The sequence below is a fragment of the Methylobacterium sp. NPDC097929 genome (genome assembly GCF_049543375.1).
Lineage (GTDB): Bacteria > Pseudomonadota > Alphaproteobacteria > Rhizobiales > Beijerinckiaceae > Methylobacterium.
In genome coordinates this window covers 65,300-78,998 of the sequence record NZ_JBMVEP010000002.1, presented here as the reverse complement: position 1 = coordinate 78,998, position 13,699 = coordinate 65,300, and the positions used below count along the sequence as shown (strand labels likewise).

The window sequence follows — 13,699 nt, the reverse complement described above, 5'->3', positions numbered from 1 at the left end:
TACCGTGATGGCGTTCAGGGACATGTCGCGCCGCGATCGGCTGCTGGAAATCGGTCGCTTTCATTCCGACACCCCGGCCTTCCTGGAGGCCAAGGAGCTGCTGACGACCCTCCACGGCGACTGGCGCACCGGCGCGGAGGGGTCGGTGGTGTTCGTCGTCGGCGAGAACGGCGCGGGCAAGTCCACCGTCGCCGACGACTACATGAGCGATGTCGCGGCCGAGACCGGCGGCACGTTCTATCGCGGCGAGGCCGTCGAGGGCCCGGACGGTGAGGAGCTGCCGAGGAGCTGGTGCGTCCTCGTGCAGACGGACAAGGGCTTTGAGCGGCCGGCGGTCAAGCTGGAGATCGGGCCGCGACCGAGCTTCAACTCGCTGCTCAGCGACTACCTGCTCCTGCTCGGCTACAGGGCGCGGGCGAAGGCGACATTCGGCCAGCTGATCTCGCTCGCGGTCAGGCACAGCCTCAAGCAGAAGGTGCGGGTGCTAGTTGCCGACGAGAGCCAGGAGATCCTCTGGCAGGCGGGCAGCGAGAACGGGGCGAAGCTGTTCCGTCATCTGCTGAACCTCGCGCGGGTGCAGATCGTGCTGATGGGCGAGCTCGACGCCCTGAACATACCCGAGGTGAACGGTGCGGTCCGCCGCCGGACGACGGCCCGACACGTCATACGACCGTTCGATTGCACCCCGGACGACCAGGCGAGCCCCTTCATGGCGTTCAGCCGGGACGCCGAGAGCATCCTGCCGTTCGACCGCCCGACCGGCCTCGACAGCCCGTTGACGGCGCTCAGGATGCACATCGCGTGCGGCGGGTACCCCGGCGTCTACGTCCCCTTCCTCAAGAACGCCGCGGGGAACGCGATCAAGCTCGACCTCGACAGCATCACGACGAAGGTGTTCGCGGACACCTACCGCAGCCAATTCGGCGCCGAGGACGGCGAGAACCCGTTCCTCGCCGAGGACCCCGACCCGATGCGCTTCACGGCCATGGCTAAGCGTCGCAAGGCGAGGCTGGAGCGTGAGGAGGGGCGCGACGGGAAGCCCCCGCCAGGGGACCGCTCTCCGCGCTGGTCCGACATGGACTTCACGAAATGAAGGGCGACGGCATCGCACCCCTCGGCGTCCCGCTGTGGGACCAGCCCTTCGACGGCGAGCACGCCCCCGGGCTGTTCCTCAGGCTTGCCGAGATCAACGGCTACCCCTCGACCGACGACGTGGCCCGCGAGACCCGCCTGACCCTACAGGGTCTCCGCCTCGGCCGCGGCGTCCGTCGCCTCGCCGCCATCGTCTGCAGTGACGAGGGGCGCCTCACGCGGGACGGGTTCGCGTTCGCACGGGGCGACGGCGTCCTCGTGCGCGGCGAACGGATCGGGCGGAGGCGCGACCTCCACCGCAAGCTCCGGCGCGTGTGCCCGGCCTGCGTCACCGCCTCCCGGCATCAGCGGTTCTGGTTCGACCTAGCGTTCATCGAGACCTGCCCCGAGCACGGCTGCCGCCTCGTCGGCCGGTGCCCGTGCCCGGCGGGGCGCGACCTCTCATGGCGGGATGGGCGCGTCGGCGGCTGCCGGGCGTGCGAGGACGGCGACGTCGCAGCGCAACTGCCGGAACCTGCCGAGCCGGCCGCCTTGGCCGTCGACAGCTATTTCCTGGGTCGGCTCGGAGTGGTGCCACGGAAGCCCGACTCGGTCCTCGACCCCCTGGGGATGGCCGACGCGATCGACGTGCTGGAACGTGTGGGCGCCCTGTCCCTCGGGGGATATCGGTCGCGCTGGCCGGGCGCGGATGACCTCGGTGTCGGGCGGCACTGCCTTCTAGCCGAGGGCTACGCGGCGCTCGCAGGCGGCGGCTTGGCTGGCGTGCTGGATCGCGTCTTCGAGGGGTTCCGCGTCGCGGGTGGTGGGTCGCCCGGGCTGACCACGGCCTACGGCTGGTTTTACCACTGGCTCAACGGCAAGGGCGGCAAGCGGTTCTCGCCCGACCTGTTCCGGATGGTCCTTGAGCATGCCGAGACGCGGTTCGTGGTCGACAAGCGGGCGCGGGCGAAGGTGCTGCCCCCGACCTCGACCTGCACGCTCAAGGAAGCCACGGCGCAGTGCGGCGTCACGATCCTCGTGATGCGGGATATCCTGGAGCAGCGCGGACTGCTGTCGCGCGCCAAGGTGCGGGGCATGGCTTTCAGGATCCCCGAGGCCGAGGTCCGCGCGATCGAGGCGGTCATGCGGGATTCGGTCGACGTCGACGGCGCCGCGGCCCTGCTCGGCACGACCTGGAAGGTGGTGAAGGACCTCACCGCCCTCGGGATCCTCAAGCCCTGGATCACCGGCGGGCGGGCGACGAAGCACGCCTACGTGTTCCCGCGGGCCGACGTGAAGGGGGTGCTGGACCGCCTATCTGTGGGCCTATCGGAACGCTTGTGCGTGGAGGTGGACGAAGCCACGCTCACGGGCGCCGCACACGCCTACGCGGTGCCGCTGGCAGTCCTCATCCGCGAGGCGCTGGTCGGTCAGCTCGGCCTTCACGGCCAGCTGGAGACGGATGGCGGCCTGCAGGGCCTGGTCGTCCGGCGCGTCGAGGTGCTGGCGGTTCGGCGCAGGCTGCGTTCGGCCCACGGCCGTACCCCGGCCCACTTCGTCGCTTGCGAGCGGCGCGCATAATGTGGGCGAAGGCCTTCGCGAGATGTCCCCCGGACCCGATATGGATTACCTTACGATCCCTGTGAGGAGGAGCGTGCCATGCCTCTCGCCGCTGTCAGGAGCCAGGCCCGGCCTATGTCCGGGGCTGAATTCCGGTCGTTCCAGGAGAAGCGCCCGGATCATGAACGCTGGGAGCTCATCGGGGGCTTGCCGGTCATGATGACCCCGCCCTTCATGGAGCACAACAGGATTGCCTCGAACTTGGAGAACCTGCTGAACGCCGCCTTGCGCGAGCACGATGCCACGCGCATGGCCGTTCAGCGGCCGGGGATCGAGTGCGAGTGGCCCGACGCGGTCGTCACGCAGTTGGGCAAGCGAGGGGACTATCGGCCCGAGCCGGACGTCGCGGTCGTGAGCTACGATGACGTCGTCGCCGGCAAGCGCTTCACCGCCGCGGGCTTCCTGCTCGCCGAGGTCGTTTCGAGCACGGACGAGGAGACCGCCCGTGTCGGTGGAGAGCGCTGGGTCGACGTCAAGGTCAGGCTCTACCAGTCGCACGCGCCCTGCGAGGCCGTCGTTCTCATCGAGCAGGATCGCGTGCACCTCACGGTCCTGACGCGGGAGGAGGAAGGCTGGATCCGCCAGGACCTGAAAGATCTGGACGATCCCATCGCGATCCCCTCCATGGGCCTATCGTGCACGGTCGGGGACATCTACGCCGACACCCGATGGCAGCCACGCGCGGTGCCCGGGCATACCCCCTGAACAACCTTGACCTTCTGAACATAGGTCCAACCTGCCGCGCGGTGTGGGCAGCGGTCAGGGGGCTGCCGCATCGGGCATGATCTTCGCCCCGTCGGGGTAACTCATCTTGAAGTCGGCGTGCCCCTTCAACGCCTCGGGCCGGTATGCACCTCTGCCGGTGCACTGCGTGACCTCGGTCAGGGCGAAGCGTTCTCGGACGCTTGAATGGACCAGCGCACCATCCGGCACATCGCGGACCTGGACAGGCCAGCCGAGCCAGCCCAGGCGCCGCGCCAGCCAGCCCGGGAAGATGCCTGCAACGGTGTCGTGCATGCCGGCAACCTCGCAATGCTGCATGCCGTCGGAGGCCGGGTGCACGCGCAGTCGACCGAAGCCGTCCTTGCCGGGGGCCATTCCATCGACGATCAGCGGATACGGGATGCTGGTGGCCTGCTCGACCATCCAACCCAGGGCGATGTCCGAGAGTCGGCTTTCGGTCTCGGGATAACTTCCGCCGATGTCGGAGTGGTTGCCGGCGAACCACATTTGGATCAGAGGGTCTGGCTCGCCGACGACCTTCTGGCGGATGCCGTCCTTGCTGCCCCATCCGACCCGAGGAAAATCCTTGCGGTTCTCGTCGATGGAGATGGCGTGCCGGGCGAACCCCACCTGGCCGGACAGGAGCCGGTCGTAATTGGCCGAACGCCACTGAGCGATGTGGAAGTGCGTCCCGCCGTCGACGGGCGAGTGGGTGATGAACTTCACCGCCGTCGGCAACCAGCGGAAGAGGACGAAGGCCACGGCGAGAACCGAGATGGCAACGAACGGACCCCAGAACCCGGTGCCGAAGGCGAGATCTAGCAGGGCGGACGGGATGGACACGAGCAGGGCCGCCAACGCGGTCAAGCCGGCCGCGATGCCCCACCGCAGCGGCCCCACCGAGCCGAGCGAAGCCACGGTGTCGAACACGCCGATGAAGTGCGGAGCGACGTTCGCCCGCTCGTCAGTGCCGGACCCATACTTGCGCCGGAAGCGCTGGGCGAGCTCGAAGCGTTCCGGCTCGTAGCGGGCTCGCGCGAAGCCGGCGCCGTACTCGTAGACGCGCATCACCGCCTCCTCGGCGATGTCCCGGGTCACCTTGCGGAAGCGTGGAAGGTAGCTCCCTGCTGGTGGGGGGGCGCCGACTGGGCGCGGGGCAGGCTTGAGACCGGGGATCTTGGTCCTCAGCCATTGACCGACTGCACCAAACAGGCTCGGCGATTGGCAGAGACCGCCTGGCGCAGTGGTCGGCACGCCGCAGAGGAAGAGGACGTTGGCCACGCAGCGGGCCGTGTAGGCGCCCCGGCTGAAGCCAATCAAGTAGATCCGGTCCCCCGGCTCGTAGTGGTTGATAATGAATTCGTAGCAGTCGGCGACGTTCTTCGTGATGCCGAGGCCAGTCACCGAGGACAGCAGCTTCTGCAGCCGCCGGTACGCGCCGACGAAGCCGGTGGCCGATCCATCTGTGCCGAGACCCGGGTCGTAGAAGGCGACCTGCTGGCTGGGGTCGATGTCGCTGTCCGGCCCGACCCGGCAAACCCGGTAGAGCTTGTACACGTTGCTGAGCCGCTGCTCCTCCCGGAGCCCGCCCTCCTGGCCCGTGCCGTCCGAGAAGATGACGATGTTCTTCGGCATGCCCCATCCGACCCCGTGGGCCGGCTCCCCGATCCAATGTCACCGGGCTGCACGATTCCGTGTCGGCCGCTTCTGCTTAGGTCCCTTGGTGTCGGGCTGGCGCTTCGTCCGCCCCTGGGTCTTCGCCGTTGCCCTCGTCGCTTTGACCGCGGCCGTGCGCGCTTGCCTGGCCGCCTTGGGCTTGGCCTTCGCCGCCTCAGCCATTGTCGCCCGTACAGCTCTGACCGCGCCGCGGAGGCCCTGCGTAACGTCGTAGAAAGCCTCGTCCATCGTCCGCCAACTGCTGACTTGGCGGCCGTCCCGGGGCAGCACTTTGAGTTCGGAGGCGCCGGTCGCCTTCCAGTCGCAGTGTCGAAGCACCACCACCACGACCCGCATCGAGCCGCGGGCCCGCCGGCCCATCGCTCGCCTGTATTCGAGCTGGCACCAGTGACTGGCGATGTATTCCGGGCTCATCAGCGCGACGAAGACATGCGCCTCGCGCAGCTTGCGGGAAATCTCGGTGTTTAGCTTGTCGCCGGCATGCATGTCGCCGTCGAACCAAGTCTCAACCTCGTCACGCTTCAGGTGCGCCAGGTGGATCTGGAGCTTCTCCTGGGCCGCCGCATTGGCGTGGCAGTAGGAGACGAAGATCCGCACCGTAGCCTTCTTCGGCTTCGCGGGCTGTGCCGGCGTCTTGGTGGCCATGGTGGCGCGGGTGTGTGGCGATGCCCTCTTTGCGAGCGTCGCCGCCTTGTCGACCCTGGCCCTTGGTTTCATCGTCACCGCAGCCCCCGAAGCGTGGCTGGCAAATTCGAGGTTCAAGTCCCCTGGGCTCGTTTTGTTCCGCTCTCTGAGTCGTTTAGCGCGCGGCTTCCGTTAGCGGCATTGCGACCGGAACGCTCCCGGTATCACCGCTGCCAACGCCGGTCAGTACAGGTCCGGCTCGTCCTTCGCCCAGGCGATGGTGATCACCCCGTTCCCTTCTGAGACCGGCAGGCCGGTCATCGCCCGCAGGGTCTCCACCATGCCGGCGAGCGCCGCCTTGCCGATCCTGCCGGGCCGGAGCGTCATGGAGCGTTTCTTGGCCTCAGCCGCATGGACGGCCTCCTGCAGGATCGAGCCGATGACCGTCTGGACGAGGTCGATGCCAGCCTCCCTGCCGAACACCGTGACGCCGTCGAAGATCCGGTGCGTGTGGTCGTCGTGATGGGTCCAGGAGTTCGTCTTGGAGATGGCCTTCTTGTAGGCGATCTGAACGTCGTTCTTGAACTTTTCGGGTGTCATCGGCGCCGCCTGTCATTGACGATGGTGACGTCGATATGGGGTGCGGGGGCGAAAACTTGACCTAATTATGCGGGGCACGATCAGCCACGTGACGTCCTTATGGGGTGTGAGCCCGTAGACCTCGCGTGATCATGAGTGGCAAGCGGGGAGACCACTGTGGCCCAGATGACTGACCCAACACCCGCGATGGTGTCGTTCGAGCAGGCCTTGCGAGTCGGTGAGGTCCGACCCCAGCGTTGCGACTTGGACCGCGATCTCTACGTCTACACCGACAACATGCACGGTATGCGGCGCTGGGCTTACGTGCGCCTCGATGGGGCGACCGTCACAGCTTTCGTCAATGCTGCGCTCGCTGAGCCGTTCGAAGGAAGCCCCTGCTTCCAACTCGGCTGCGCCGTTCCCGAGCGTTTCCGGCGTCAGGGTCTCGCCACCTCCACCCTCAAGTCGGCCATTGCGGAGTTGCGGCATGGTTTCGGACGTGCGGGCCTAAAGACATTTTATGTAGAGGGCATCGTCCACGTGGACAACATTGCGTCCCGCCGTGCCTCCGAGCGTGCGATCTGTGCGGATCCGATCGCAGTGACCGATGGTCTTACCGGGCTGCCCGCCCTTCAATACCTGTTGAGGGTCGAGAGCTAGGGTTTCACGTGTATCGTCAGTTCCGGTCTTGATCACCGCACAGGCGGTGCCATTTATCTCGCGGGCCTCTCGGGGCAGGCCCGTGTGCCCACCCAGGCGAAGCGCAACGCAGCCCCCTGAAGCTAGATTCCCCACGCCCTCTCCATTTCGGAGCAGGCGAGGTCGACCGTGGGCACTCGGCACGCCTGTTCTCGTCGGAGACGGCCATGCCCCTCGACAACACGCTTCTGCTCGAACTCCTTCGCATGCGCGCCAAGCGGCTGCGCAGTGAACAAGGCATCCCGCTGGCCCGGGCACAGGACGTCCTGGCCATCGAGCACGGGCTGCCGAACTGGCCCGCCCTCAAGAGACACCTGGAGGCCGGCGAAGGCCTCGCCATAGGGCCGCTGGCGGACCTCTGCGGCCTTAACCGGCGAGGGGTCGAGTCCTTCCTCCGCAGCAGCTTTTACGAGGCCGTGGCCGAGGGTCAGATCGGACTTGAGTTAGACAACCAGGACTACGCTGGAGATCTGAGCTTCGCGTTCACGATGGACGTGCGCGACTGGCTCGTCGAGCAGTATCCCGACCTCGCGGAACTCTTCCCGAACCAGCTGACCGCAGCCGAGGAGCGGATCGAACAGGACGGGCCTTGGCGCCTGCTCGGAGCATACGACGACTGAAATCGATCGCAGGCCGCCGCCCTCGATCCGGGCGGCGGCCTGCGAGTGCAGCTGTGCCGGCTGGAATGCCACGATCCGTACCGTCTCACTCTTATGGGGTCAGGCCCACCGAGCTTGACGTGCTTATGGGGTGGAACGGCTCGCCCTTATGGGGTGCGCGGCAAGCGAACATCAAAGACTTAGCAGGCGGTCAGCGCACCCTTATGGGGTGCGCCACACAACCGCTCGGGCGGGGCATTGAACATCGGCTGGTAGGTCGGCCGCGGCACGTAGGCCCGGACGGCGAACGTCGTGGGCGGCCCGACCCTGAAGCGCGGCGCCGGATCGCGGTAGACGGTTTCGGGCGGAAGCGGCTGGCGCGCGAGCCGCCGGCCCTGGCTGCCGGCCTCGGCCGGCACGAGCGAAGCCGCCAAACCGGCAAGAATTGCAGCCGAGAGGGTCAGGAAGCAGCGCATGGTGATCCTCGGCCGGGATGCGTTCAGAACTTGATGGCCGCGCCGCCGCGGACGGTGTTGATGTTGGCCTTGTGACCGTCGAAGTCGTCGAACAGCACGTATTGATATTCGCCGCGCAGCATAATGTTCGGTGTGAGGGCGTATTCGAGACCGGCACCGAGCGCGAGGCCGGCAATCGTCCGGCTCTTCGAGCGCGCAACGACCACTGCTGCGGGCGCGGGCACGGTCTGGACGCCACCGCCAGCGGGCGTCGAGAAGGGCTGCGGATAGTTGGGGTTGAACCGTGCGTAGCCGTGGTTCGCCACCGCGACCTGGGCGCCGGTCGTCTGTGCCTGGTTGGCGGTGTAGGCGTTTCGGTCGTAGCCGAAATTTTGAATGTAGCCCTCTTGCGTAATCGTGGCTCGCCCGATCGCGAGGCCCGCCGTCACGAACGGCAGGAAGTCGCCAAAGGCGTAGCCTGCGCGACCGCGGATTGTCCCATAATCTTCGATCTTGGTGCTTGCGACGCCTGACAGAATAGCCGTATCGTAATTTCCGGCCGCGGTCGTATAGTCACGTCCGATGAAAGCGGATGATCTGCCCGTTTGGTTGAAGCGCGTGTAGTCGACTTCGACGCCCGCGACGAATTCATCGAATTGAACATTGTAGCCGGCGTATGCGCCGTAGGTGCCACCATGTTCACGCCGTGACGGCAGCGAGAGCAGCGACGACACGCCGAATTCGGATTCGATGTCCCGAGCTCGAAGCCGTTCGGCGAAGCTGGGCTGCAAGGCGTTCTTGAAGCCCATGGCGGTCGAGGAATAGCCGCCATGCCCGCCGACGTAGAAGCCGCTCCAATCGATGATCGGAGCTGGCGCCGCGTAATCGTCGTCGGAGCCGCGCAGGACGCCGTAATCGAGATCGGCGGCGAAGGCGGGCGACGCCAGGACAGCAGCAACAAGACCCAAGGTCGCGAAACGCATCGTCGTCGTCCTCAAGCACCGGGACGGATGAGAGCCGGGCTGACCTAAATGTCTTACTTCGGTAACCTTAATTTTTGGTTCGTTCGCTGGCCGAGCTGTCTGCGGACGCGCTTCGTGCCTGAAACGAAAACGGCGTCCGGCACGAAGCCGGACGCCGCGAAGGGGTTTGCGGTATCGGATTTCGGCTCAATGGCCGTAGGCGTTGGTGGGGATGGTCGGCAGCAGCGTGTCGGCGAAGCGGTAGCGCAGGCCGACCCGGAATTCGTTCGCGGTGAGATCCTTCAGGCGGGTGCTGCCGCCATAGGCGTCCAGGCCGCTCTTGGCCCGTCCGAGATCGATGTAGCGGTAGGCCGCGTCGAGGCTGAGGCCCGCACCGATCTCGTAGGACATGCCGGCCGTGAGAGCCCAGGCGAAGGTCGTGACGGAGTGGCTGGCGCGCAGGGCCGGGTCGCGCGGGCCGGTGCCGGGGGACCCGTCGCAGCCGTCGATGAGGCAGGTGGTCTGGCTGTAGTTGCGGCTCATGCGCTTGTCGGCGAAGCCGATGCCGGCGCCGACATAGGGCGTGAAGCCGTACCACGTGCCGAGATCGGCGTAGACGTTGACGAGGCCGGTCAGGACGTCGAGCTTGCCGGCTTCGAGGTTGTAGCCGGTCTGGAAGACCGAGCGCGAGGAGAAGCCGCGGAAGGACGAGGCGACGCGCTGGTCGATGGTGGCGTCGATGCGCAGCCACGGATTGATCTGATAGCCGACGCCGCCGCCGTAGCCGGGTTCCGGGCTCAGGCGCAGGCCGACCAGCGGAGGCATGCCGGGATCGTTGGGATCGGGCAGCACGGCGTCGCGGGGATGCTCGTACCAGCTCTGGGTGAAGTCGCCGCGCAGGTACCAGCCGCTGCCGATCGCGACGGGTGCTGCGACCGGCATCGGCGGAGGCGGCATCGGGGGCAGCAGGTCCGCCGCCGCGGCCGGCGTGGCGAGGGGGCCGGCGGCGAGCAGGCCGGTCGCGAGCGTGGCCGCGAGCACGAGACGGTGCGGAACGATCATGAAGAGCCTCATCGGGGAACGCCGGCCGGCGCAGTCGCGCCGCGATCGGCTCATCTTTAGGCCGACAATGGTTATGATCGACTTAACCTTAATGCCGGCGCATCAATGATGATCCGAAAACACGAACGGCGCGGACGTGATCCGCGCCGTTATATTGTGGGATTGATTGTAATGGATCAGTACTTGCGTACCAGAGGTGGCGGCGGCGCGTAATCGACGGCCGCCACGGCCACCGGCGCGGCGAGGAGGTAGCGGAAGCCGAGTTTCACGTCGTGGGACTCGATTTCCTTCACGCGGTAGACCGTCTTCGGGCAGTCGAGCGAACAGGTGACGACGCCGGTCGTCGCTTCGCCCATGTTCAGGTAGCGGTAGGCCGCTTCGAACTTGAGGTTCGGCGCAATGTCGTAGCCGAGACCGGCATGCAGCGCCCAGGCGAAGTTGGTCCGCTCGTTGCGCGGGCCGATGCCGTAACCGCCGAAATAGTTGCCGTAACCCTTGTCGGTCACGCCGCCGAAGCTGTGATGGGCGACACCGACGCCGGCACCGATGAAGGGCGTGACGCCGTACCACGTGCCGAGATCGACGTAGCCGTTGACGAGGCCGACGATGGAGTCGAACCGGCCCTCGGTGAGGTTGTATCCGCCGGTATCGCCGCCGGTCTTGTCCTCGGCAAACAGCTTCCACTTGGTGCGGAAGCGGTACTCTCCGGTTGCGTCGACGCGCAGCCAGGGATTGATCTGGTAGCCGATACCGCCGCCGATGAAGTACTGATTCTGCAGCTTGTCCTGCAGGGCGACGTAGTCGTACGGCTTGGACGGGTGCGAAACGTCCTCGGCAATGGTCTTGCGCAGATCGAGCGTGCCGTAGCCGACATCGCCGCGCAGGTACCAGCCGCCCGCGAACTCGGCGGGCTCGGCCATCGGAACGGGCGGCGGGGGCGGCGGCAACAGGTCGGCGGCCTGCGCGAGGCAGGGCGTCCCGACGCCCGCAACGAGCGTGAGGGAGCGCACCAATGCGGGAAAATCGGAGCGGCGGCGCATGACGATATCCTTCACCCTTCGAGCGCCGAAACACAGGCCGGCCCGAGATGCGAGGTGAAGGATGCTTGATGAAGGTTAAGTCGTACTTAACGTAAAAAATTAGTCTTGTTTGTCGAGTTCCATCCAGGGCCGATCAGTCCCAAAGCTCGGCCGGACTTCAGATTGTCGCGGCCGGTGCAATCTTTGGATGATCGAGCCCCGTGGTTGCACGGAGCGCGGCCCTGCGGGTCAGCGCCTCAGGCGGCCGCACGGGTGACCGCATCGACGACCTCGTCCACCACCTCCGCCACGAGATCGCGGTCGTCGCCCTCGGCCATGACGCGGATGACGGGCTCCGTGCCCGAGGGACGGATCACGAGGCGGCCCGACGCGCCGAGGCGGTCCTTGGCGTGAGCGATGGCCGTGATCACGGAATCGGCCCGCAGGGGTTCGCCGGAGCGGAAGCGCACGTTCTTGAGGATCTGCGGCAGCGGCTCGAAGCAGTGGCAGACCTCGCTCACCGGCAGGTCGCGGCGCTTCACGACGCTGAGGAGCTGGAGGGCGGCCACCAGCCCGTCGCCGGTGGTGGCGTAATCGGACATGATGATGTGGCCCGATTGCTCGCCGCCGAGGTTGTAGCCGTGCTCGCGCATATGCTCCAGCACGTAGCGGTCGCCCACCGCCGTCCGGGCGAGCGTCAGGCCGAGGCCGTTGATGAAGCGCTCCAAGCCGAGATTCGACATGATGGTGGCGACGAGGCCCGGCTGGGTGAGGCGCTCGTCCTCCATCCACGAGCGGGCGACGGCGGCCATGAGCTGATCGCCGTCGACCTTCTGGCCCTTCTCGTCGACGATCAGCACGCGGTCGGCGTCGCCGTCGAGGGCGATGCCGACATCGGCGCGCAGCTCGCGCACCTTCTGGACGAGGTGGGCCGGCGCGGTCGAGCCGACATCCTGGTTGATGTTGAAGCCGTCCGGCTCGACGCCGATCGCGATCACCTCGGCGCCGAGTTCCCACAGCGTCTCCGGCGCGACGCGGTAGGCGGCGCCGTTGGCGCAATCGACGACGACCCGCAGGCCGTCCAGGGTGACGTGGCGCGGCAGGGTGCGCTTCGCGAACTCGATGTAGCGGGCGTGGACGCTCTCGATGCGCTTGGCGCGGCCCAGATCGCGCGATCCGGCGAGGCGTCGGCGCATGTCGCCGTCGATCAGCCCCTCGATCTCCAGTTCCACATCGTCGTTGAGCTTGAACCCGTCGGGACCGAACAGCTTGATGCCGTTATCCTCGAAGGGGTTGTGCGAGGCCGAGATCATCACGCCGAGATCGGCGCGCATGGAGCGGGTCAGCATCGCCACCGCGGGGGTGGGCATCGGGCCGAGCAGCAGCACGTCCATGCCGACGGAGGTGAAGCCGGCGACCAGCGCCGTCTCGATCATGTATCCGGAAAGACGCGTATCCTTTCCGATCACCACGCGGTGGCGGTGGTCGCCGCGCTGGAAGACGACGCCCGCGGCCTGGCCGACCTTGAGGGCGAGTTCCGGCGTGATGACGCCGTTGGCCCGGCCGCGCACACCGTCGGTTCCGAAGTACTTGCGCAACGTCGCTTCTCCGCGCTCGGCGTGGTTCGCAGGCGACCACGATATCAGATCGGGGCCCGATCCGCCGCGCGGATGTCAGGCTTGGTGAACCGGTTGCTCAGGGCTAAAGGCGGTCGAAATGCGGCGGTCGCGCGTGGTCGACCGGGGAACCCGGGGAAGCGAAGACGGCGAGCGCTACGCCAGAAGCCCGGGCAGACCCGATGACAGCAGGACGACGCCCGACACGGTGAGCAGGCCGAGGACCAGCCTGCGGAAGCCGGCCTCGCTCAAGCCCACATAGACGCGGGTGCCCAGGAGCGTCGGGATCAGCATGGCGGGTAGCACCACGGCGATCATCGGCAGCATGCTGCGCGTGACGAGCCCGGAGGGCAGGTAGACGGCCAGGGTGACCGCCAGCATCGAGAGGTTGAAGTTCTGGATGACGCCGCGCTGGACGTCCCGCTCGTAGCCGCGAAGCGTGCACCAGAGCGTGGGCAGCGTGCCGGAGAAGCCGCCGAGCCCTCCCCCCACGCCGCCGCCGAGCCCGGCGAGGGCATCCGCGAACCGCCCGCCCCCCGTGATGCGCGGCAAGTCCTTCGACAGGAGCATCGCCGGACACCACAGGACGAGGAAGCCTCCCAGGATCGTCTTGAACCAGTTGATGTCGAGATGCGGCAGCAGGGCGACCCCCAGGGGGATGCCGGCGAGACCGCCGAGCAGGAAGGGCGCCAGCCGGCGCAGATCGACGCCGCGGCGGACCGAGACGGCAGCAACCACCTGCCCGGCCAGACCGCCGATCACCGCCAGCACCGCCGCGAGTTGCGGATCGATCACCCAGGCCCAGATCGACATCGCGACGAGACCGAAGGCGAAGCCCGACAGGCCCTGAACGAAGCCGGCGAGCGCCGCCCCGAGGCCGACGATGAGATAGGTCGAAGTCGCCACGTTCCTCGTCCCGACGTTTCTCGCTCCGTCATCGGACTGCGGCCGGGTGCAGCGCCCCGCACCGCAGACCGAAATCCAAGAAAAAAG

The 13,699-nt window shown here is 67.1% G+C and carries 14 protein-coding genes; 5 read left to right on the top strand and 9 right to left on the bottom strand.

Annotation, left to right across the window (positions count from 1 at the left end):
• The first annotated feature begins 7 nt into the window (after positions 1-7).
• The 3 genes from ACPCJR_RS08440 (at position 8) to ACPCJR_RS08430 (ending at position 3,396) form a co-directional block, all read left to right on the top strand.
• On the top strand, positions 8-1,093 hold the full coding sequence (locus tag ACPCJR_RS08440) for an AAA family ATPase (RefSeq protein ID WP_391511726.1): 1,086 nt from the start codon (positions 8-10) through the stop codon (positions 1,091-1,093).
• Complete coding sequence (locus tag ACPCJR_RS08435; RefSeq protein ID WP_391511725.1) at positions 1,090-2,652, top strand: TniQ family protein; 1,563 nt, start codon at positions 1,090-1,092, stop codon at positions 2,650-2,652. The genes ACPCJR_RS08440 and ACPCJR_RS08435 overlap by 4 nt, the downstream gene beginning before the upstream one ends.
• A 78-nt stretch (positions 2,653-2,730) precedes the next feature.
• Entirely contained in the window at positions 2,731-3,396 is a 666-nt protein-coding gene (locus ACPCJR_RS08430; protein WP_350634373.1) for a Uma2 family endonuclease, read from the top strand.
• Between the two features lie 54 nt (positions 3,397-3,450).
• On the opposite strand, the gene ACPCJR_RS08425 is transcribed toward ACPCJR_RS08430, so the two are convergent.
• The 3 genes from ACPCJR_RS08425 to ACPCJR_RS08415 form a co-directional block, all read right to left on the bottom strand.
• Positions 3,451-5,049, bottom strand: coding sequence for a DUF2235 domain-containing protein (locus ACPCJR_RS08425; protein ID WP_391511724.1), 1,599 nt, complete (start codon positions 5,047-5,049; stop codon positions 3,451-3,453).
• Positions 5,050-5,088: 39 nt separating this feature from the next.
• Positions 5,089-5,853, bottom strand: a complete 765-nt coding sequence (locus tag ACPCJR_RS08420) for a toll/interleukin-1 receptor domain-containing protein (protein WP_391511723.1) — start codon at positions 5,851-5,853, stop codon at positions 5,089-5,091.
• A 105-nt stretch (positions 5,854-5,958) separates the two neighbouring features.
• On the bottom strand, positions 5,959-6,315 hold the full coding sequence (locus ACPCJR_RS08415; protein WP_391511722.1) for a hypothetical protein: 357 nt from the start codon (positions 6,313-6,315) through the stop codon (positions 5,959-5,961).
• Between the two features lie 165 nt (positions 6,316-6,480).
• Between ACPCJR_RS08415 and ACPCJR_RS08410 the strand changes: the two genes are divergently transcribed.
• Complete coding sequence (locus ACPCJR_RS08410; protein ID WP_391512092.1) at positions 6,481-6,954, top strand: GNAT family N-acetyltransferase; 474 nt, start codon at positions 6,481-6,483, stop codon at positions 6,952-6,954.
• 206 nt (positions 6,955-7,160) lie between these two features.
• Positions 7,161-7,613 carry a hypothetical protein gene (locus ACPCJR_RS08405; protein ID WP_391511721.1) on the top strand — a complete coding sequence of 151 codons (453 nt, stop codon included), beginning with the start codon at positions 7,161-7,163 and terminating at the stop codon, positions 7,611-7,613.
• Between the two features lie 179 nt (positions 7,614-7,792).
• On the opposite strand, the gene ACPCJR_RS08400 is transcribed toward ACPCJR_RS08405, so the two are convergent.
• From ACPCJR_RS08400 to ACPCJR_RS08375, 6 genes are all read right to left on the bottom strand, one after another.
• The gene (locus ACPCJR_RS08400; RefSeq protein WP_391511720.1) at positions 7,793-8,068 is read right to left on the bottom strand and encodes a hypothetical protein; all 276 of its coding nucleotides are present in this window, start codon (positions 8,066-8,068) and stop codon (positions 7,793-7,795) included.
• Between the two features lie 23 nt (positions 8,069-8,091).
• Positions 8,092-9,030 (bottom strand): outer membrane protein, encoded by a 939-nt coding sequence (locus ACPCJR_RS08395; RefSeq protein WP_391511719.1) that lies wholly within the window; start codon positions 9,028-9,030, stop codon positions 8,092-8,094.
• 186 nt (positions 9,031-9,216) lie between these two features.
• Positions 9,217-10,071 (bottom strand): outer membrane protein, encoded by an 855-nt coding sequence (locus ACPCJR_RS08390; RefSeq protein ID WP_391511718.1) that lies wholly within the window; start codon positions 10,069-10,071, stop codon positions 9,217-9,219.
• A gap of 176 nt (positions 10,072-10,247) precedes the next feature.
• On the bottom strand, positions 10,248-11,111 hold the full coding sequence (locus ACPCJR_RS08385) for an outer membrane protein (RefSeq protein WP_391511717.1): 864 nt from the start codon (positions 11,109-11,111) through the stop codon (positions 10,248-10,250).
• A gap of 236 nt (positions 11,112-11,347) precedes the next feature.
• The gene (gene glmM / locus ACPCJR_RS08380; RefSeq protein ID WP_110353115.1) at positions 11,348-12,688 is read right to left on the bottom strand and encodes a phosphoglucosamine mutase; all 1,341 of its coding nucleotides are present in this window, start codon (positions 12,686-12,688) and stop codon (positions 11,348-11,350) included.
• Between the two features lie 174 nt (positions 12,689-12,862).
• Complete coding sequence (locus ACPCJR_RS08375; protein WP_391511716.1) at positions 12,863-13,612, bottom strand: sulfite exporter TauE/SafE family protein; 750 nt, start codon at positions 13,610-13,612, stop codon at positions 12,863-12,865.
• Positions 13,613-13,699: the final 87 nt, after the last annotated feature.